This is a genomic window from Enterobacter cloacae complex sp. IR5401 (genome assembly GCF_049238425.1).
GTDB lineage: Bacteria > Pseudomonadota > Gammaproteobacteria > Enterobacterales > Enterobacteriaceae > Enterobacter > Enterobacter hormaechei_C.
In genome coordinates this window covers 18,421-37,158 of record NZ_JBMKHN010000007.1, presented here as the reverse complement: position 1 = coordinate 37,158, position 18,738 = coordinate 18,421, and the positions used below count along the sequence as shown (strand labels likewise).

Below are 18,738 nucleotides of genomic sequence, written 5' to 3'. Positions count from 1 at the left end.
TGTTCTATTTTCGTAGCCATTGAGCGGCTGACAGTTTTACGCGAATCTCACTGCTACAGCAAGCGCTCTTTAGGTAAAGAGTATGGTTATTCCTCTTTGCCGAGCGCCACGCGCAGACGGTTCAGCCAGCCATAAAATGCATCTCGGGTTAGCAGATTGATGGCCTTCTCTGGCGAGAGACCCGACCCGGTCAGGGGCGTTAACTGAGCGGCGCTAAAGCGATCCGGAGAGGCGACGAGCAGCGCACGAGCGGCTGAGATCATCGAAGACGCGGGACCTTCACTTAGCGGATGGTTAAGCAGAATTTCGCCCGTCAGATTAAGCAGCATCGGCTCATGACACAGCACAGGGGTGAGCGCTTCAAGCGCCGGTTCCGCCTGCCAGCGTGAGAGTGCCTCAAGCTGAAGCGCACTGGCATATTTTAGCTCTACCGCGGGTAGCGTGGCGGTCCATCTGCTGAAGCTGACCGGCAGCGTATGGGGCTGAATGTGGTGCCCGGGCAACCAGCGTACCGGATGGCCAAGCAATGCCTGAAATACCGCGACCACTCGCGCCTGAAAACCGACAAAGCCGATGATCTGGTTGATAAGCACAATGTCATACGTTGTGAGTCCAACCTCATCAAGCTGGTTTTGGGCTTTGTCATCGATCACATCGGGTGAGCTGGCTAACTGGCGGGCATACTGGGTAATTTCTGCAAGGCGTCGATTGCTTTCCCGGGAGGAGTCCGGCCCCGGAAGAGGGGCGAGCAGGGCAGCGTAGTGGTTACAGAGCCGCTGAACACCACACGCCTGGGCAACCGTTAATGCCGTGCTCAGCCTGTCGTAGGCGCTGAGCGTATGCAGACGGCTCACGGGAGTATCAAGCGGGAACAAAAGATGACACAGGGTTCGGGCAGGCGCAAGCCAACCAGCACAGCTTGCGAGAATGTCATCGGGCAGGGCTAAATCGAGCAAAAAACGGTCGTCGACGTTAGCGGCTTCGGGCACCAGCGGCAGAACGTCCGTCTGCGAATGATTCGACTGGGTTTCATGATACCAGTGGCCTTTGCCGGAAAAACGGCGTTGTTCCATGGGCGTTCCTTGATCTCAAAATGGCGATCAATATCCTGGCGTAAGGCGGATGAGGGGAAAAATATTGTTAGGTGATAACAAATAGCAGAACGGAATAACGAGGAGCGGGGCGGGGAGAAACTCTCTTCCCTGGCGGGAAGAGAGTGACAAGCTTATTTGATTTCCAGCTCGTTCATTGCAGCGATGTTGAAGCCGCCGTCAACGTGAACCACTTCGCCGGAGATACCTGCGGAAAGGTCAGAGCACAGGAATGCCGCAGAGTTACCCACATCTTCGATGGTAACGGTACGACGAATCGGGGTAACCGCTTCGCAGTGTGCCAGCATTTTACGGAAATCTTTGATACCGGAAGCGGCCAGGGTACGGATTGGACCCGCAGAAATAGCGTTAACACGCACGCCTTCAGGACCCATTGCGTTCGCCATGTAGCGCACGTTGGCTTCCAGAGACGCTTTCGCCAGACCCATAACGTTGTAGTTAGGGATAGCACGTTCTGCGCCGAGGTAGGACAGGGTCAGCAGGGCTGCGCCCGGGTTCAGCATCGCGCGGCAGGATTTTGCCATTGCAACGAAGCTGTAGGAGCTGATGTCGTGGGCGATTTTGAAGCCATCACGGGTAACCGCGTTCACGTAGTCGCCGTCCAGCTGGTCGCCAGGAGCGAAGCCGATGGAGTGAACAAAACCGTCGAATTTCGGCCATGCTTTTGCCAGTTCAGCAAACATGCCATCAATGCTTTCGTCTTGTGCAACGTCACATTCCAGAACAATGCTGGAACCCAGCTGCGCGGCAAATTCTTCAACACGGCCTTTCAGCTTGTCGTTCTGGTAGGTGAACGCCAGCTCAGCGCCTTCGCGATGCATTGCCTGTGCGATGCCGTATGCGATGGACAGTTTGCTGGCAACGCCAGTCACCAGAATGCGCTTACCGGAAAGAAAACCCATAGCTTTAATCCTTATATTCATTGCTTATTTTGCCTTGTAATTCATAGCGTTACAGGCAGTATTTCAAAATCATTCGAAATTAGCTCGAAATTATAGCCCACTCACAGCCCCATGTGTCACGATATTTCTCGCTCCTGCGCCGTGAATGGGCTCACGGAAGAGGTTGAACTGACTCTTCATCAGGCCGTTTCGTGTGTATCCCAGCAGTATATCACCGCACGCGGGGTTCGCCTCATCCAACCAGCGGGCACCGTGACGCCGCCCTCATGCTGATGTGTCCAGCGCCTTTTGCGCAAAATGATCCGTTTAGCCCTTTAAACGCTTTAAAATTGCGCGAGGGTCGATAACGGCTATGCCATTTTGAGTCTTTATCTGTGTGCGGTAAGAAGGAAGATGAAAAATATAACGTTGGCCGAAAAACTGATCATGCTGTCAGGTGCGGCGCTTTTTGCGCTTATGATCGCGGTGAACTCCTTTTGCGTGAATGATAATCCTGGTTTCAGGGTGCCTATGACCACCTATTTGATCGTCATGATTGCGCTGTTCTTTCTGGATACCATTATCTTTATTTTTATCCAGATGCTGTATGCCTCCGACCGATCGCGTTTTTCCTTATTCATCCTGAGCCTGGCATTTCTTAGTGGGCTGGTTTATTTCATTGAGACGATCATTGTCATTCAGCTTCCGGAGCATGCTGGTTTTACCCAGGCGGCAAAAACCAACGATACGGCGGTATTCTATTTTTTTCGGCAGCTGAGCTTTATCGTATTACTGGCGCTGGCGGTCCGTGTGGAAAAAATCACGATACGATCCACGCTCAGATTCCGAAATAAGATCAGCATGACGTTAGCATTAATGATGACACTGGTTATGTTTCCGATGCTGGCCCATTATCTCAGCAGCTACCATCCGGCCTGGACATTAACGATTGCAGCATACGAAGATGAACATCATTATCCTGTCTGGGATATCAGGTACGTAAACGTTCTGATCCTGCTCTGGTCGGCTTTACTTTGTTATATGATCTCTGTGACACGCCTGGCGTCCGGGATCTGGAACAGTATTATTGTGGTTTGCCTTTCCGCCATCGTTTACAATTTTTTCCTCTTACTGCTTGATACCTACAATCTGTCGCTCTGGTATATCAGCCGGGCAGTAGAGGTCCTCAGCAAATTATTTGTGATTTGTACCTTAATGTTCCATGTCTTTAACCTGTTGAAAATTTTCGGCGATCGGGTTGATCGCGATCCGCTTACTCAGATCTACAACCGTAAATATTTTTATGAGGCACTTCCGCGGGTCCGCTCCCTCAGGACAGAAAAGGGGACCAGCATTATGATGCTGGACATCGACAACTTTAAGTCGATTAACGATAACTGGGGGCATCTTGTGGGGGATCGCGTGATTCTGGCGGTCGTGGATATTATCAAAGACAGCATTCGCGATAACGACATCTTTGCCCGACTGGGAGGCGAGGAATTTGGTCTGCTGCTGCCGGATACCGACGGTAAGCAGGCTATGGCCGTCGCGGAGCGTATTCGCCAGAACGTTCAACAGCGCACCGGGCCGGGCTATCATTATGCTCTCCCTGTAAAGGTCACATTAAGTATCGGCGTGTGCTCAGCCATTCAGAATAACGTCAACGGCAATGATATTATGCGTGACGTGGACGAGGCGTTGTATGAGGCTAAGCACAACGGTAAAAACAGAATTGTTACCAGACAGGCTGAATGAAGCTGAGGTTACAGGATGGGGATGAAAACATCAAAATCGACACACTCATCGCTGTACCCATTAATTTTCATCAGGTAAATACCGTCGCGCAACGTCAGGCGTTGATTTACCATCGCCTTAACGAAGGCAATCTTGTTAAACGCGCTGTAGATTTCCCAGCTACCGCTAAAGGGCATTCTTGCGTATCTCCCACGCACAATGCAGGATTTTTTATTTGTCACCGTGTCGCTTTGTAACGCGTACGATATTAATACCTCGACCAGATACGATCGGCTTTTGCCTAACTCGGGGCGGCGGGGCATCAGAATAATTTTATCGATATCATGGCGGTTTTCTGTCAGGAGCTTTTTGATTTTTTTAGTAATATTATGCACTGAGGTATCAAAAAGATGATCGTGTTCGATAATTTCATGCGTATAGATAAACGTTTCATCCAGATAGCAGACCTCGAGCTCAGGCGTTTCATGTTCGCTTAATAAAAAAGAGGGCTGTAAGATGTCAAAATTCCACCCTCTGGCACATCTGTACTCAGAGGGTGTCAGCCCCATCATTTTTTTAAAGGCTCTGGAAAATCCTTGACTGCTCTGGTAATGGAATAAATACGCAATATCCGTCACCGGAATCGACGTCATTCTCAGCATAATGGCTGCACGGCTTAACCTCCGTCGGAGAATATATTCACCTAAAGAGAGCCGATACTTCTCTTTAAACCATGTTTCGATGGTTCTTCTGCTGTATCCAATATCTGCAACCAAATCACCAATGTGTAAAATAGTAAAGTTATTTTCTTCTACCCAGGAGAGAATATAGTTGCTGATGCTGTCTTTCATTTGTGCGTCAGTGATAGCTTAACGGTAAATCAGTTTGCTGCCAGATGTTAATTCGCGGGCGTAGGGATCCTGGCGATAACCTTAATTTCGAAATCAAAACCCGCAAGCCAGTTAACGCCTATTGCTGTCCAGTTTGGGTAAGGGGGGTGCGGAAACGCCAGTTTTTTTGCCTCCATGATGGCGGGGAACTGGTTTTCAGGATCGGTATGAAATGTCGTGACATCAATCAGATCGTCAAAAGTACACCCTGCGGCTGCCAGAGTCGCCCGTAAATTATCGAACGCCAGCTGCACCTGAGCGGGGAAGTCGGGTTCAGGTGTGCCATCGCTGCGGCTGCCAACCTGACCGGAAACAAATAACAGATCGCCAGAGCGGATTGCTGCTGAATAGCCATGCTCTTCATAGAGGGCATGTCGATTAGCCGGAAAGACGGGGTCACGTGGATGCATGGCTTTTCCTTTTCTGTCAGAGGTATTGTTGTGCTTACGCAGTAGAAGTAACATACGCGATGTATGTCAAAAATGTAATCCACATACGCCGCGTATGTCAAATTATAATTACCGCTTAATGAAGGAAGTCCCATGGCTACAAAACGTCGTGCTGAAACGGCCCAGGAAAATCGCGAGAAAATGATTCAGGCGGCGCGGAAGGCATTTGCTGAAAAAGGCTATGCCGCAGCGTCAATGGATGAACTCACGGCAAGCGTGGGGTTAACACGCGGCGCGCTATATCATAATTTCAACGACAAGAAGGGATTACTGGCGGCGGTGGTCGCGCAGATAGACAGCGAAATGGCAGCAAACGCGAAAGCGATTGCCGCCGCCGCCGATGATGACTGGGAGCGACTGCTGGCGGAGGGCATCGCCTATATCAAAATGGCGCTCGTTCCGGAAGTTCAGCGTATCGTCCTTCTTGACGGCCCGGCTGTTCTGGGTGACCCGGCGCAATGGCCCAGCCAGAACAACTGCCTTGAGTCGACCCGTCAGACCATCGAAAAAATGATGGAGTGCAACGTAATCAAAAAGATGGATGCCAGAGTCGCAGCCCATCTGCTGAACGGCGCTGCGCTGAATGCGGCTCTGCTGATTGCCGCGAGTGATGAACCGCAGAAGACCCTTCCGCATGCTATAGAGGTGTTTACTCTGCTGGCAAGCGGGTTACGCAACGGCTAACGATCTTTACGCCACGCGTCCGCCGTCAATGCTTCACCAAAGTGTCCGGCAATCAGGCGTTTTGTCAGGTCATGGAGCGGGGAGGCCAGTACGTCAGCGGTACTGCCGCGCTCGACCACTTCTCCCTGGTGCATCACCAGCACCTGGTCGCTGATGTGTTTCATCATGCCCAGGTGCTGAGTCACGTAAATATACGAGATCCCCTGCTTTTCCTGTAACTCCAGCATCAGGTTAATGAGCTGCGAACGCATCGACATATCCAGCGACGCCAGCGCTTCGTCGGCGATAATAACTTTCGGGCGCAGGATCAGCGCGCGGGCCAGACCGAGACGCTGTTTTTGGCCCGGGGCCAGCATGTGCGGGTAATAACTGACATGGTCGGGCAGGAGGCCTACCAGACGCAGGGTTTCGACAATCCGTTTGCGACGCGCTTCCGGCTCCAGGTCGGTATTCAACCGCAGCGGGAAATCCAGGATCTGGGAAATACGCTGGCGCGGGTTCAGGGACGTCGACGGATCCTGAAAAATCATCCGGATGCGCTGACTGCGAAAAGAGTAGTCCCCAAATTCCAGAGGATGATCGTCAATCAGTATTTCACCGCCGCTTGGCTCGACCATGCCCGCGAGCATTTTTGCCAGGGTCGATTTGCCCGAGCCGTTTTCACCGATAATCGCCAGCGTCTGCTTTTCGCGCAGCGTAAAGCTCAGCGGTTTAACCGCCTCGACGGTCTGACGGTGAAACAGGCCGGTGCGATAGCGAAAGGTCTTACTCAGGTTACGTACTTCCAGTAAGGTTTCGACCATTTCACTCTCTCTCCATGTTCAGCGGGAAATGACAGGCAAACAGATGGTTTTTCGGCCCTGTCAGGCGCGGTGTTTCAATGCATTTACGCTGAGCATACGGGCAACGTGGTCCCAGACGGCAGCCAATGGGCAGCGATTCCAGCAGCGGTATCGCGCCAGGCAGCGTATTCAGACGGCTTTTGTGCGGCATCGCGCTGCCAAAGTCCGGGATCGCCCTGATCAGCGCCTGCGTGTAGGGATGATGTGGCGTCGTCACCAGGTCTTCACTTGGCGCGGTTTCTACCGTCTGGCCGCAATACATTACATCAATTTTATCCGCCCACTTGCTCAGCATTTGCAGGTCGTGACTGATCAGCAAAATGGTGGTGTTGTTATTCTGGTTCAGACGCGTGAGCAGGCGGAAAATCTGGGCCTGGGTGGTTGGCTCCATCGCGTTCGTTGGTTCGTCCGCAATCAGCAGACGCGGCTGATTCGCCAGGGCGATGGCAATCATCACTTTCTGGCATTCACCGTCGGTCAGTTCGTAGGGGAAACTGCGCATCGCGTCTTTATGGTCTTTGATCCCGACACGGTGCAACAGCTCAATGGCACGGCGTTTGCGCCAGCCGAAACGCTGCCACCAGCGGCCTTTATAGGTCCAGCCGGGGATGTTCTGCATCAGCTGTTTCCCGACGCGCTCGGACGGATCGAGACAGGATTGCGGCTCCTGGAAAATCATCGAGACGTTATGGCCCACCAGTTTACGGCGTTCGCGCGGGGAGAGACGCAACAGATCGATGTCGTCGAAGCGCATACGATCGGCGGTCACCCGCCAGTTGTCTTTCGCCACGCCGCAAATGGCCTTGGCGATCAGACTTTTCCCCGAACCCGATTCGCCCACCAGCCCGCGGATTTCGCCCTCTGCGAGCGTAATGCTGATGCGATCCACGGCCTTGACCCAGCCTTCGCCCGTTTTAATTTCTATCGTGAGGTTGCGGATATCGAGTAACGGCATTATTGCACCCCCGCATTGATTGCGCGGCGGATCCCGTCGCCCAGCAGGTTAACGAGCAGCACGCTCACCATGATGGCCGCGCCCGGCAGCATGACCGTCCACGGCGCAACGTAAATCAGCTCCAGCGCATCGCCGAGCATGGCGCCCCATTCCGGGGAGGGAAGCTGCGCGCCAAGGTCCAGGAAGCCCAGCGCTGCGATATCCAGAATCGCCATCGAAAGGGCGCGGGTGATCTCCGTCACCAGCCCGGCGGCAATGTTAGGCAGCACGGCAAACCACAAAATATTAAACGTGGTGGCGCCATCCAGACGGGCGGCGACGACATACTCTTTTTCCAGCTCGTCGTGAACCAGGCTGTAAACCGAACGCACCATGCGCGGCAGAATGGCCAGCCAGACGGCGAACATCGCATGGGTGAGGTGCGGCCCCGCGAAGGCCACGACGATAATCGCCAGCAGTAGCGAAGGAATAGAGAGCAGGGTATCAAGAATATGGTTAAGCACGGCCGACCGCAGCCCGTGGGTTGAGCCGGCAAAAATGCCCAGCGCCAGGCCGCAGATCGCGGCAGCCAGGGTGACCACGAACGCGCCGCCTACCGTAGGTGCGGCGCCGCTCAGTAAACGACTTAGCACGTCGCGTCCGAGATCGTCAGTCCCCAGGAAGAACGAAACCTCCCCGTAACGCGACCACGACGGCGGTAAAAGCTGATAACCAAGGAACTGCTGATCGATGCCATACGGTGCAAACCACGAACCCAAAACGCACAGCAACACGAGGCCAATGCAGCCGTAAAAGCCGATCATCGCCGTGGTGTCGCCGTAAAAATTACGCCACACGGTACGTAGCGCACCGGGCGTGCGCTTTTCGCTGTAGACGTTATCGTAAGGCATACCATTCCTTATGCTTCAATGGGTTGGCCATGGCACCCAAAATATCGGAAACAACGTTAACAATAATGACCAGGGAGCCAATCACCATCACGCCGGCAGAGATCGCCGCGTAATCCTGCTGGCGAATGGCGTTGATCATCCAGCGTCCAAGGCCCGGCCAGCTGAAAACCATCTCGGTGATCATCGCCAGCGTCAGCATGGTTGAAAATTGCAGCCCAAGACGTGGGATTACGGGTGGCAGCGCATTGTGCAGCACATGGCGACGGAGAATCGTCAGGCGAGACAGTCCGCGCGTGGCGGCGGCCTTCACATAGTTTTGATCGAAGACGTCGATAGTGCTGATACGCATCAGGCGAATTACTTCGGTCGTCGGCGCGACGGCCAGCGTGAGCACCGGCAGCACCATGTGGCGCAGCGCGCTCACGATCATTTCGTCGCGCCAGACTGAATCAGAAAGCCAGGCGTCAACGATGGCGAAGCCGCTCACCGTTTGCACGTTATACAGCAGATCAAAACGGCCAGATACCGGCAGCCAGCCTAACGTCAGTGAGAAGAAGAGGGTAAGCAGCAGCGCCAGCCAGAAAACAGGGATGGAAAAGCCAATTAAGGCAAGCGCGCTGATGAATTTATCCTGCCACTTATTACGATAAATGCCCGCCAGCATCCCCACCGGGATCCCCACCATGAGGGCAAAGCCAAAGGCGAGTACACACAGCTCCATGGTGGCCGGGAAAACCACTTTCAGCTGCTCGGAGATGAGCTGTCCGTTAATGCTGGACACGCCAAAATCCCAGTGTAGCAGGCCATTAAACCAGAACAGCCAGGCGTCCCAGAGGGATGAGCCCTGAAGCGGGGCGTGCGGCGTAAAGTAGCTCAGGCTAAAGCCGACAAAGGTCAGGAAGAACAGGGTGACCAGCAGTAACAGCAGCCGACGCAAGGTAAATATAATCATGGTTTCTTCACCTCTTGTTCTTTCTCACGGGTGACGCCCGCGAAGGAGGCGTTACCAAACGGGCTGAGTACCAGCCCTTTAATATCGTAACGGTAGGCCTGGAGGCGCAGGGAAGAGGCAAGCGGCAACACGGGAAGTTCTCTGGCCAGAATATTTTGCGCTTCATCATAGGCCTCAATGCGTGAGGCAAGCTGTTGAGACGCCAACGCTTTTTGCAGCACGGCATCAAATTCCCGGTTACACCAGTGGGCGTAGTTGGTCTGGGAGTTGATTGCCGCACAGCTCAGCAGAGGACGGAAGAAGCTGTCCGGGTCGTTACTGTCGGTGGACCAGCCAGCCAGCGTTAAGTCGTGATTCATGTCCATCAGACGCGCCTCCTGGAAACGGCCTTCGACAGGCACGATGATCACCTTAACGCCCACCTGCGCCATATCAGCCTGCAACAGCTCAGCCGTTTTCAGCGGGCTGGGGTTCCACGCCTGAGAGCTGGTGGGCACCCACAGCTGTAGCGTCAGGTTTTCTGCCCCCAGCGCTTTAAGCTGTTCGCGCGCTTTCGCCGGATTATATTCGGTAATCTTCGCCTCGCCGTCATAGGCCCAGGAGGCGCGCGGAAGAATAGAGGCGGCGGTTTCCGCGGTCCCGTAGTAAATCGACTGCATCAGACGCTGATTGTTGATCGCTAACGCCAGCGCATGGCGCACGGCCGGATTATTCAGCGGCGGCTTATCGGTGTTAAACGCCAGATAAGCGATGTTCATTCCCGGGCGCAGGGTCAGGCGCAGGCGTGGGTCGTCGCGCAAAATGGTCAACTGGCTGGCCGCAGGCCAGGCAAGCACGTCGCACTCGCCGGTCAGCAGTTTGGAGAGTCGGCCTGTTCCACCTGAACCCAGATCGACAATTACCTGCGGCATCAGCGGTTTGCCGCGCCAGAAACGATCGTGGCGTTGCAGGCGAATGTATTGTCCGGCGCGGTACTCTGCTAACTGGAACGGACCTGTGCCCACAGGCTCACGATCGAGACGTTCCTGACGATCCTTTTTCGTCAGCTGATCCGCGTATTCGGCTGACATGACCGAGGCGTAGTGCGTCGCCAGATGCCAGAGGAAGGAGGCATCCGGGCGCGTCAGGCGAAACTCAACCGTGCGGTTATCCAGTTTGCGAACGCTTTTGACCGAGTCCGCGAATTGCAGACTGTCGAAATAGGGGAAGTTCCCGCCATTAACGTTATGCCACGGATGATTGCGGTTGAATATGCGCTGGAAGGTGAAAACCACGTCATCCGCGTTGAGTTTACGGGTTGGCGTAAACCACGGAGTGTGCTGAAAGGCGACATCATCGCGTAGACGAAAGCGGTATGTGGCGCCGTTATCAAGCACTTCCCAACTTTCAGCAAGCTCCGGAACCAGCCGATAGGTATAAGGATCGACGTCGAGCAGGCGATCGTAGAGCTGTGCGGCCAGCGTATCAACAATCAGGCCGCTCCCCGCTTTTTGTGGGTTAAAGGTATCAACTTGCCCGCTGACGCAATAGACGAAACCACTCTCTCGGATATCAGGGGGCACAGCGCGATCGGGCGCAGCAAAGGCCAGATTGCTGAACAGACCGAGTGCAAACAGGGACGATAAAACCAGGCGCATAGTTTTTAAGGTTTTTAGATTCGATCTGCAAAGTGTATCGCACTTACGCCTGCTTCGTAAAATGTCTGGGGGTAAGTGCTGATAATGTCAGCGCATTTGATGTTTTTTGAGCAATGCCCTTAACTGATGGTAGGTCAGGCCCAGCAGTTCAGCCGCCCGTTTCTGATTATATTTCGCCTCTTTCAGGCTCTGCTCGAGCAAGTTTTTTTCCTGCTGATGCTGGAACTGGCGTAAATCGAGCGGCAACGCCGGATCCTGCTGGCGCGTCGCCGGAGCCGGGGGCTGTTTATCCTCGCGACGAAACGGATCGAGAATAATGTTGTCCAGTTCGGTCTCGCTGCTGCCATGCCGGTAAACGGACCGTTCCACCACGTTTTTCAGTTCACGAATATTGCCCGGCCAGTGGTAACCGAGCATGGTCCCGGTGGCCCGTTCGCTGAAGCCCGGAAAGAGCGGCAGACCCAGTTCCCGGCACATCTGAATGGCAAATTGATCGGCTAGCAGCATGATATCGCTGCGCCGCTCCCGCAGCGGCGGCAGCTGAACGACATCGAAAGCCAGCCTGTCCAGCAGGTCGGCGCGGAATTTGTCTTCTGCCACCATCGCGGGCAGGTCGGCGTTAGTAGCGCACACTAGGCGAACGTTAACCTGGAGCGGCTGACTGCCGCCAACGCGTTCCAGTTCGCCATACTCAATGACGCGCAGCAGCTTTTCCTGCACCAGCATCGGCGCGGTCGCCAGCTCGTCGAGAAAGAGCGTTCCGCCATCGGCGCGCTCAAAGCGTCCGGGATGGCGTTTTTGTGCGCCGGTAAAGGCGCCAGCTTCATGACCAAACAGCTCGGTGTCGAGCAGATTTTCATTCAACGCCGCGCAGTTAAGGGAAATAAAAGGGCCGTCCCAGCGGCCAGACAGAAAGTGCAGGCGGTTAGCGATAAGTTCTTTACCCGTTCCGCGCTCACCGATAATCAGCACCGGTTTATTCAGCGGCGCGAGGCGCGAAACCTGTTCAAGCACTTCCAGGAAGCTGTTGGCTTCGCCAAGCAAATTATCTTTATATTCAGCCATGATGAAATTAACCACTCCTTAGTGATATTCACCAGGTGAGAATAGCCGCTGGATGGATAAATATCAATCACATTGAGTAAAATCAATAAGATAAAAAGTTGGCATGGGATTTGTATTATCTGTTCAGCAGGGCATCGCCCGATAACAGAACTATGAGGATTGAATTATGGGTATTTTTTCTCGTTTTGCCGACATCGTGAACGCCAACATCAACTCGCTGCTGGAGAAAGCGGAAGATCCGCAGAAGCTGGTGCGCCTGATGATTCAGGAGATGGAAGACACGCTGGTTGAAGTACGCTCCACCTCCGCCCGCGCGCTGGCAGAGAAAAAGCAGTTAACACGTCGTATCGAGCAGGCGACTGCCCAGCTTAACGAGTGGCAGGAAAAAGCGGAACTGGCGCTGCGTAAAGATAAAGAAGATCTGGCCCGCGCTGCGCTGATTGAGAAGCAGAAGCTGACCGACATGGTTGCCACGCTGGAACATGAAGTGACGCTGGTGGATGATACTCTGACGCGTATGAAGAAAGAGATTGGTGAGCTTGAAAACAAACTCAGCGAAACCCGTGCACGTCAACAGGCGCTGGCGCTGCGCCACCAGGCTGCAAGCTCGTCCCGCGACGTGCGTCGCCAGCTGGACAGCGGCAAACTGGATGAAGCAATGGCGCGTTTCGAATCGTTTGAACGTCGTATCGACCACATGGAAGCGGAAGCCGAAAGCCACAGCATCGGTAAGCAGAAAACCCTGGATCAGCAGTTTGCTGACCTGAAGGCCGATGATGAAATTAGCGAGCAACTGGCTGCGCTGAAAGCCAAAATGAAACAAGACAACCAATAATAATTCCTGCGGCACCTGAGCGTGCCGCATCGTTAGACAAGGAGTACACATGAGCGCGCTTTTTCTGGCTATACCCCTGACCATTTTCGTGCTGTTTGTTCTGCCCATATGGTTATGGCTGCACTACAGCAACCGCTCTTCACGCGGTGAGCTGTCGCAGAGTGAACAACAGCGGCTGGCGCAGCTCTCTGCCGAGGCAAATAAAATGCGCGAACGTATTCAGGCGCTGGAAGCCATCCTGGACGCGGAACACCCAAACTGGAGGGAACGGTAATGGCTGGACTGAATCTGAATAAAAAACTGTGGCGGATCCCACAGCAGGGCATGGTTCGGGGCGTTTGCGCCGGGCTGGCGCACTATCTGGATGTCCCGGTAAAACTGGTGCGTGTGGTCACCGTATTGTCGATTTTCTTCGGTCTGGCCTTTATTACACTGGTGGCATACATCATTCTGTCGTTTGTACTCGATCCTATGCCGGAAGGTGAGCTGAATGCTGAGAACACGCCAACCAGCAGCGATATCCTGAACGCGGTGGATGAACAGCTGAGCGCAGGGGAGAAGCGATTGCGCGAGATGGAACGTTATGTCACCTCCGATACCTTTACGCTGAGAAGTCGTTTTCGTCAGCTTTAAGAGAGAACTTACATGAAACAAAACTGGCAACAGGCCGGTCAGAAGGTAAAACCCGGCCTGAAAATCGCAGGTAAACTGGTTCTGATGACGGCGTTACGTTATGGCCCGGCCGGTGTGGCGGGTTGGGCGATCAAGTCTGTTGCCCGCAAGCCGGTCAGAATGATGCTGGCGGTCGCTCTGGAGCCGCTGTTACAGAAACTGGCAAAACGCGTTTCCCGGCGCTACTTGTCACGCTAGATCCTCCCGCATAAGCCCTTTCTCCCCCAGAGAAGGGGCATGACTTTCCTTTCTGCGTTTCTTCTGCTTTTCTGCTTTCTTTGCGGCAGCTCACAATAATGCGTTGCGCTGCGCTGAGAATGCTGCTTTCTGCCCCCGGGTCCGTTGACAGTTATTTTTCATGGGAGTAGATTGCCACTCCGTGGGACCGCTACCATGGAAAATAATGTGAACACAAAAATTAAAAAACTCATCAATCATATCTACGGTGAATCATTTTCAGATGCACACCTTAACGTGTTATTAACTAAGCTTGAAAAAGCGGCGACTAATATTACGGAAAAGCGTAAGTCAGGCTGGGATGAAAAAGACGTTGTGCTGATTACCTATGCCGATCAGTTCTCCACAAAAGGGGAGCAAGCGTTGCCGGTATTTACCCGGTTCTATAATGAATGGCTTTCTCGTACGTTTTCCCATGTCCATCTGTTACCTTTTTATCCGTGGTCTTCGGATGATGGATTTTCCGTTATTGATTATCACGAGGTTGCTCCTGAAACAGGAACCTGGCGAGATGTCGCGGAATTAAAACATTCAGCCAGCTTAATGTTTGACTTCGTTTGCAATCATATGTCAGCGAAAAGCGAATGGTTTGCTAATTATCTTACGCAGAAGCCGGGCTACGAAGATTTCTTTATTTCTGTCGACCCCGAAACCGATTTATCCGCGGTGACGCGTCCACGCGCATTACCGCTGCTGACGCCGTTCACGCTTCATGATGGCAGCGTTCGTCATCTGTGGACCACATTCAGCGATGACCAGATCGATCTCAATTTCGCCTCGCCGCAGGTGCTGATTGCCATGGTTGACGTTCTGCTCCATTACCTCATGGAAGGGGCGCGTTATATCCGTCTGGATGCGGTCGGGTTTATGTGGAAGATCCCGGGAACCACCTGTATCCATCTGGAACAAACCCATTGCCTTATCCAGCTGTTCCGCGCCATTACGGACGCTGTGGCGCCTGGAACGGTGATCATCACTGAGACAAATGTTCCCCACAAAGACAATGTCTCTTACTTCGGTGATGGTGAAAATGAAGCCCAGATGGTCTATCAGTTTTCCTTACCTCCGCTGGTGCTGCATGCTGTTCATCGTCAGGATGTTAAAGCCCTATGCCAGTGGGCGGGGTCACTGGCGCTGCCTTCAACTCATACCACCTGGTTTAATTTCCTGGCCTCGCATGATGGTATCGGTTTGAACCCGTTACGCGGCATCCTTCCGGAATCAGAGATCCTCTCGCTGGTTGAAAAGCTTCAGCAGGAAGGCGCGCTGGTCAACTGGAAAAATAATCCTGACGGTACGCGAAGCCCCTATGAAATTAATGTCACCTATCTTGATGCGTTGAGTTTGCGAGACAGCTCAGATGATGAGCGCATTGCGCGGTTCATCCTGGCGCATGCTGTGTTGTTAAGTTTTCCTGGCGTACCGGCTGTATATATTCAAAGCATTCTCGGTTCGCGTAACGATTATGAAGGTGTCGAACGTCTTGGATATAACCGCGCAATAAACAGGAAGAAATACACCGCAGGTCAGGTTGATCTGGAACTCAATAATAAGAAGAGTATTCGTTATCAAATTTATTCTCGTTTGAGTGAGCTTATTGCTATTCGTCGCGGCGAGAGTGCGTTCCATCCGGATAGCCAGGCTATTTTTGACGCAATCGGCGAACATATTCTTAAAATTGTTCGTGTTGCTGAAAATGGCGAGCGAATGACAGCATTATTTAATTTTAGCAATAAAATGCAGACCATTTATGGACAAACGCTCTTTGGTAGGGAATTACTATCAGGACACGATATTAGCGGTACGGAACTGAACCTCAATCCATGGCAGGTAATGTGGATTAAAGAAAACTAAAAAGGACCCTAAAATGAAAATGCCCAAAATTGTGCTGTTATCAGCACTGGTTTCGTGCGCCCTGTTATCAGGCTGTAAGGACGATAAAGCATCTCAGGTCACAATTGAGTTTATGCACTCGTCGGTAGAACAGGAGCGTCAGGCAGTTATTACGAAACTGATCGAAAAATTCGAGAAAGAGAACCCGACTATTACGGTGAAACAGGTACCCGTTGAGGAAGATGCCTATAACACCAAGGTCATTACGTTGGCCCGTACCGGCGCGCTGCCGGAAGTGATTGAAGTCAGCCATGACTACGCCAAAGTCATGGATAAAGAGCAACTGCTGGACCGTGACGCGATCGGCAACGCGATTAAAGCCGTCGGTGAAGATACCTTTTATGACGGCATTTTACGCGTTGTTCGCACTGAAGACGGCAAGGCATGGACGGGGGTGCCGGTTAGCGCCTGGCTGTCCGGCGTCTGGTATCACAAAGATGCGCTCGCGGCAGCAGGAATCGAAGAACCGCACAACTGGGAGCAACTGCTGAAGGCCAGTCAGTCGCTCAACGATCCGGCGAAAAAACATTACGGTATCGCGCTGCCAACCGCAGAAAGCGTTATGACCGAGCAGGCTTTCTCGCAGTTTGCGTTGTCAGGCGGAGCCAACGTTTTTGATGCAAACGGCAACGTGAAAATCGATACCCCTGAAATGTCGAAAGCGCTGGCGTTTTATCGGGCACTGGCCGCGAACACCATGCCGGGCTCGAATGATGTTATGGAGATCAAAGACGCCTTCATGAACGGCTCTGCGCCGATGGCCGTTTATTCCACCTATATCCTGCCCGCGGTCTACAAAGATGGCAATCCGGCCAACCTGGGGTTCGTGGTCCCGACGGAAAAATCATCAGCCGTGTACGGCATGATCACCTCGTTGACTATCACGACCGGCCAGACCGAAGAGGAAACGCAGGCGGCAGAAAAATTTGTGACCTGGATGGAGCAGGCTCAAAACGCGTCTGACTGGGTGATGATGTCCCCTGGTGCGGCGCTGCCGGTGAACAAACTCGTGGTGGGCACTGAGAGCTGGAAAAACAACGACGTGATCAAAGCCTTTGGTCAACTGCCTTACGAGCTGATTGCGCAGTTCCCGAACGTCCAGGTATTTGGCGCCGTAGGCGACAAAAACTTTACCCGCATGGGAGATGTTACCGGGTCCGGCATTATCAGTTCCATGGTGCATAACGTAACGGTGGGACAAAAAGATCTCAATGCGACGTTAAGCAACAGCCAGAAGAAACTGACTGACCTGATCTCACAACGATAGGAGCGCTTTGCGAAGGGAATTATGAAGACGTTGTTTTCTGGTCGTTCAGATATGCCTTTCGCCATGCTGCTGTTGGCCCCCAGCCTGATTTTGCTGGGGGGCCTGGTGGCCTGGCCAATGATTTCCAACATTGAAATCAGTTTTTTACGTTTACCGCTGAACCCGCGTATTGATGCGGTGTTCGTCGGCCTGGATAACTACATTCGCATTCTGGGCGATGCTGCGTTCTGGCACTCCCTGTGGATGACGTTCTGGTATACGGCCCTGGTCGTGCTCGGCAGCACCGGGTTGGGACTGGCCGTAGCGATCTTCTTTAACCGTGAATTCCGCATGCGGAAAACGGCACGTTCACTGGTGATTCTGTCCTACGTGACGCCGTCTATTTCACTGGTATTTGCCTGGAAATACATGTTCAACAACGGCTACGGGATTGTGAACTACCTGGGCGTTGATCTGCTGCATCTCTACGATCAGGCGCCGCTGTGGTTCGATAATCCTGGCAGCAGTTTTGTCCTGGTTGTGCTGTTCGCCATCTGGCGTTACTTCCCGTACGCCTTTATCTCGTTCCTCGCAATTTTGCAGACCATTGATAAATCATTGTACGAAGCGGCAGAGATGGACGGGGCGAATGCCTGGCAGCGTTTTCGTATCGTGACGTTGCCCGCCATCATGCCGGTGCTGGCCACGGTGGTCACGCTGCGAACCATCTGGATGTTCTACATGTTTGCGGATGTGTATCTGCTCACCACCAAGGTCGACATTCTGGGCGTATATCTCTACAAAACCGCCTTTGCGTTCAATGACCTGGGTAAAGCAGCCGCCATTTCCGTTGTGCTGTTTGTGATCATCTTCGCGGTCATTCTGCTGACCAGAAAAAGGGTAAACCTCAATGGCAACAAATAAACGCGTTCTGGGCCGTATCGGTTTTTATCTGGGACTGGCGGTATTCCTGATTATCACGCTGTTTCCGTTTTTTGTAATGTTGATGACGTCATTCAAAAGCGCGAAAGAGGCGATCTCGCTGCACCCGACCATTCTGCCGCAGGAGTGGACGCTACAGCACTACATCGACATCTTTAACCCGCTGATTTTCCCGTTTGTGGATTACTTCCGTAACAGCATGGTGGTGTCGCTGACCTCCTCGGTCATTGCGGTGTTTCTCGGCACGCTGGGCGCATATGCGTTATCCAAACTGCGCTTTAAAGGGCGTACGACGATCAATGCGAGCTTCTACACCGTCTATATGTTCTCCGGGATCCTGCTGGTGGTGCCGCTGTTCAAAATCATCACCGCGCTCGGCATTTATGACACCGAACTGGCGCTGATCATCACCATGGTGACGCAGACGTTGCCTACCGCGGTCTTTATGCTGCGCAGCTATTTCGACACCATCCCGGACGAAATCGAAGAAGCCGCGATGATGGACGGCCTGAACCGCCTGCAAATCATCTTCCGCATCACCGTGCCGCTGGCGATCTCGGGTCTGGTGTCGGTCTTTGTCTACTGCTTCATGGTGGCGTGGAATGACTATCTGTTCGCCTCCATTTTCCTGTCCAGCGCCAGCAACTTCACGTTGCCGGTGGGGCTGAACACGCTCTTCAGTACGCCAGATTACATCTGGGGTCGCATGATGGCGGCATCGCTGGTAACGGCACTTCCGGTCGTCATTATGTATGCCCTGTCTGAACGTTTCATTAAAAGTGGTTTGACCGCCGGCGGCGTGAAGGGCTGAGGCGGCCGATA

The 18,738-nt window shown here is 53.1% G+C and carries 20 protein-coding genes; 10 read left to right on the top strand and 10 right to left on the bottom strand.

The window, feature by feature from the left end:
* Positions 1-86: 86 nt before the first annotated feature.
* Complete coding sequence (locus ACOTX1_RS12200; RefSeq protein ID WP_003856829.1) at positions 87-1,073, bottom strand: CMD domain-containing protein; 987 nt, start codon at positions 1,071-1,073, stop codon at positions 87-89.
* Positions 1,074-1,225: 152 nt separating this feature from the next.
* Positions 1,226-2,014 carry an enoyl-ACP reductase FabI gene (gene fabI / locus ACOTX1_RS12195; RefSeq protein ID WP_003856831.1) on the bottom strand — a complete coding sequence of 263 codons (789 nt, stop codon included), beginning with the start codon at positions 2,012-2,014 and terminating at the stop codon, positions 1,226-1,228.
* A gap of 360 nt (positions 2,015-2,374) precedes the next feature.
* On the opposite strand from fabI, the gene ACOTX1_RS12190 reads away from it, so the two are divergent.
* Positions 2,375-3,748 (top strand): sensor domain-containing diguanylate cyclase, encoded by a 1,374-nt coding sequence (locus ACOTX1_RS12190; RefSeq protein ID WP_230246317.1) that lies wholly within the window; start codon positions 2,375-2,377, stop codon positions 3,746-3,748.
* Between the two features lie 8 nt (positions 3,749-3,756).
* Here the strand turns inward: ACOTX1_RS12190 and ACOTX1_RS12185 are convergent, their stop codons facing one another.
* Together ACOTX1_RS12185 and ACOTX1_RS12180 are read right to left on the bottom strand one after the other, a co-directional pair.
* Positions 3,757-4,578 carry a helix-turn-helix transcriptional regulator gene (locus tag ACOTX1_RS12185; protein WP_421766826.1) on the bottom strand — a complete coding sequence of 274 codons (822 nt, stop codon included), beginning with the start codon at positions 4,576-4,578 and terminating at the stop codon, positions 3,757-3,759.
* Positions 4,579-4,625: 47 nt separating this feature from the next.
* A complete protein-coding gene (locus ACOTX1_RS12180) occupies positions 4,626-5,027 on the bottom strand; it encodes a RidA family protein (protein ID WP_003856835.1) in 402 nt (133 codons plus the stop codon).
* A 132-nt stretch (positions 5,028-5,159) separates the two neighbouring features.
* On the opposite strand from ACOTX1_RS12180, the gene ACOTX1_RS12175 reads away from it, so the two are divergent.
* Entirely contained in the window at positions 5,160-5,750 is a 591-nt protein-coding gene (locus ACOTX1_RS12175) for a TetR/AcrR family transcriptional regulator (protein ID WP_003856836.1), read from the top strand.
* Here the strand turns inward: ACOTX1_RS12175 and sapF are convergent.
* The 6 genes from sapF to pspF form a co-directional block, all read right to left on the bottom strand.
* Positions 5,747-6,553 carry a putrescine export ABC transporter ATP-binding protein SapF gene (sapF, locus tag ACOTX1_RS12170; RefSeq protein ID WP_003856838.1) on the bottom strand — a complete coding sequence of 269 codons (807 nt, stop codon included), beginning with the start codon at positions 6,551-6,553 and terminating at the stop codon, positions 5,747-5,749. The two genes, ACOTX1_RS12175 and sapF, sit on opposite strands and share 4 nt — an antisense overlap.
* 1 nt (position 6,554) lies before the next feature.
* Complete coding sequence (gene sapD, locus ACOTX1_RS12165; protein WP_003856840.1) at positions 6,555-7,547, bottom strand: putrescine export ABC transporter ATP-binding protein SapD; 993 nt, start codon at positions 7,545-7,547, stop codon at positions 6,555-6,557.
* The gene (gene sapC, locus ACOTX1_RS12160; protein ID WP_003856843.1) at positions 7,547-8,437 is read right to left on the bottom strand and encodes a putrescine export ABC transporter permease SapC; all 891 of its coding nucleotides are present in this window, start codon (positions 8,435-8,437) and stop codon (positions 7,547-7,549) included. The genes sapD and sapC overlap by 1 nt, the downstream gene beginning before the upstream one ends.
* Positions 8,424-9,389, bottom strand: coding sequence for a putrescine export ABC transporter permease SapB (sapB, locus tag ACOTX1_RS12155; protein WP_003856845.1), 966 nt, complete (start codon positions 9,387-9,389; stop codon positions 8,424-8,426). Before sapB ends, sapC begins: the two co-directional genes overlap by 14 nt.
* Positions 9,386-11,026 (bottom strand): ABC transporter substrate-binding protein SapA, encoded by a 1,641-nt coding sequence (gene sapA, locus ACOTX1_RS12150; RefSeq protein ID WP_003856847.1) that lies wholly within the window; start codon positions 11,024-11,026, stop codon positions 9,386-9,388. The genes sapB and sapA overlap by 4 nt, the downstream gene beginning before the upstream one ends.
* An 87-nt stretch (positions 11,027-11,113) precedes the next feature.
* Entirely contained in the window at positions 11,114-12,106 is a 993-nt protein-coding gene (gene pspF / locus ACOTX1_RS12145; protein WP_162184033.1) for a phage shock protein operon transcriptional activator, read from the bottom strand.
* 151 nt (positions 12,107-12,257) lie between these two features.
* Between pspF and pspA the strand changes: the two genes are divergently transcribed.
* From pspA to ACOTX1_RS12105, 8 genes are all read left to right on the top strand, one after another.
* A complete protein-coding gene (gene pspA / locus ACOTX1_RS12140) occupies positions 12,258-12,926 on the top strand; it encodes a phage shock protein PspA (protein ID WP_022651342.1) in 669 nt (222 codons plus the stop codon).
* Positions 12,927-12,975: 49 nt separating this feature from the next.
* Entirely contained in the window at positions 12,976-13,200 is a 225-nt protein-coding gene (gene pspB / locus ACOTX1_RS12135) for an envelope stress response membrane protein PspB (protein WP_003856853.1), read from the top strand.
* A complete protein-coding gene (gene pspC / locus ACOTX1_RS12130; protein WP_263521618.1) occupies positions 13,200-13,559 on the top strand; it encodes an envelope stress response membrane protein PspC in 360 nt (119 codons plus the stop codon). The genes pspB and pspC overlap by 1 nt, the downstream gene beginning before the upstream one ends.
* Before the next feature lie 12 nt (positions 13,560-13,571).
* Positions 13,572-13,796: a phage shock protein PspD gene (pspD, locus tag ACOTX1_RS12125; RefSeq protein WP_003856857.1), complete on the top strand. Its 225-nt coding sequence runs from the start codon at positions 13,572-13,574 to the stop codon at positions 13,794-13,796.
* Between the two features lie 195 nt (positions 13,797-13,991).
* Positions 13,992-15,689 (top strand): sugar phosphorylase, encoded by a 1,698-nt coding sequence (locus ACOTX1_RS12120; protein ID WP_023314245.1) that lies wholly within the window; start codon positions 13,992-13,994, stop codon positions 15,687-15,689.
* Positions 15,690-15,702: 13 nt separating this feature from the next.
* Positions 15,703-16,995 carry an ABC transporter substrate-binding protein gene (locus ACOTX1_RS12115; protein WP_003856860.1) on the top strand — a complete coding sequence of 431 codons (1,293 nt, stop codon included), beginning with the start codon at positions 15,703-15,705 and terminating at the stop codon, positions 16,993-16,995.
* 21 nt (positions 16,996-17,016) lie between these two features.
* The gene (locus ACOTX1_RS12110) at positions 17,017-17,898 is read left to right on the top strand and encodes a carbohydrate ABC transporter permease (protein ID WP_003856862.1); all 882 of its coding nucleotides are present in this window, start codon (positions 17,017-17,019) and stop codon (positions 17,896-17,898) included.
* Positions 17,885-18,727 carry a carbohydrate ABC transporter permease gene (locus ACOTX1_RS12105; protein ID WP_003856865.1) on the top strand — a complete coding sequence of 281 codons (843 nt, stop codon included), beginning with the start codon at positions 17,885-17,887 and terminating at the stop codon, positions 18,725-18,727. Before ACOTX1_RS12110 ends, ACOTX1_RS12105 begins: the two co-directional genes overlap by 14 nt.
* Positions 18,728-18,738 lie beyond the last annotated feature (11 nt).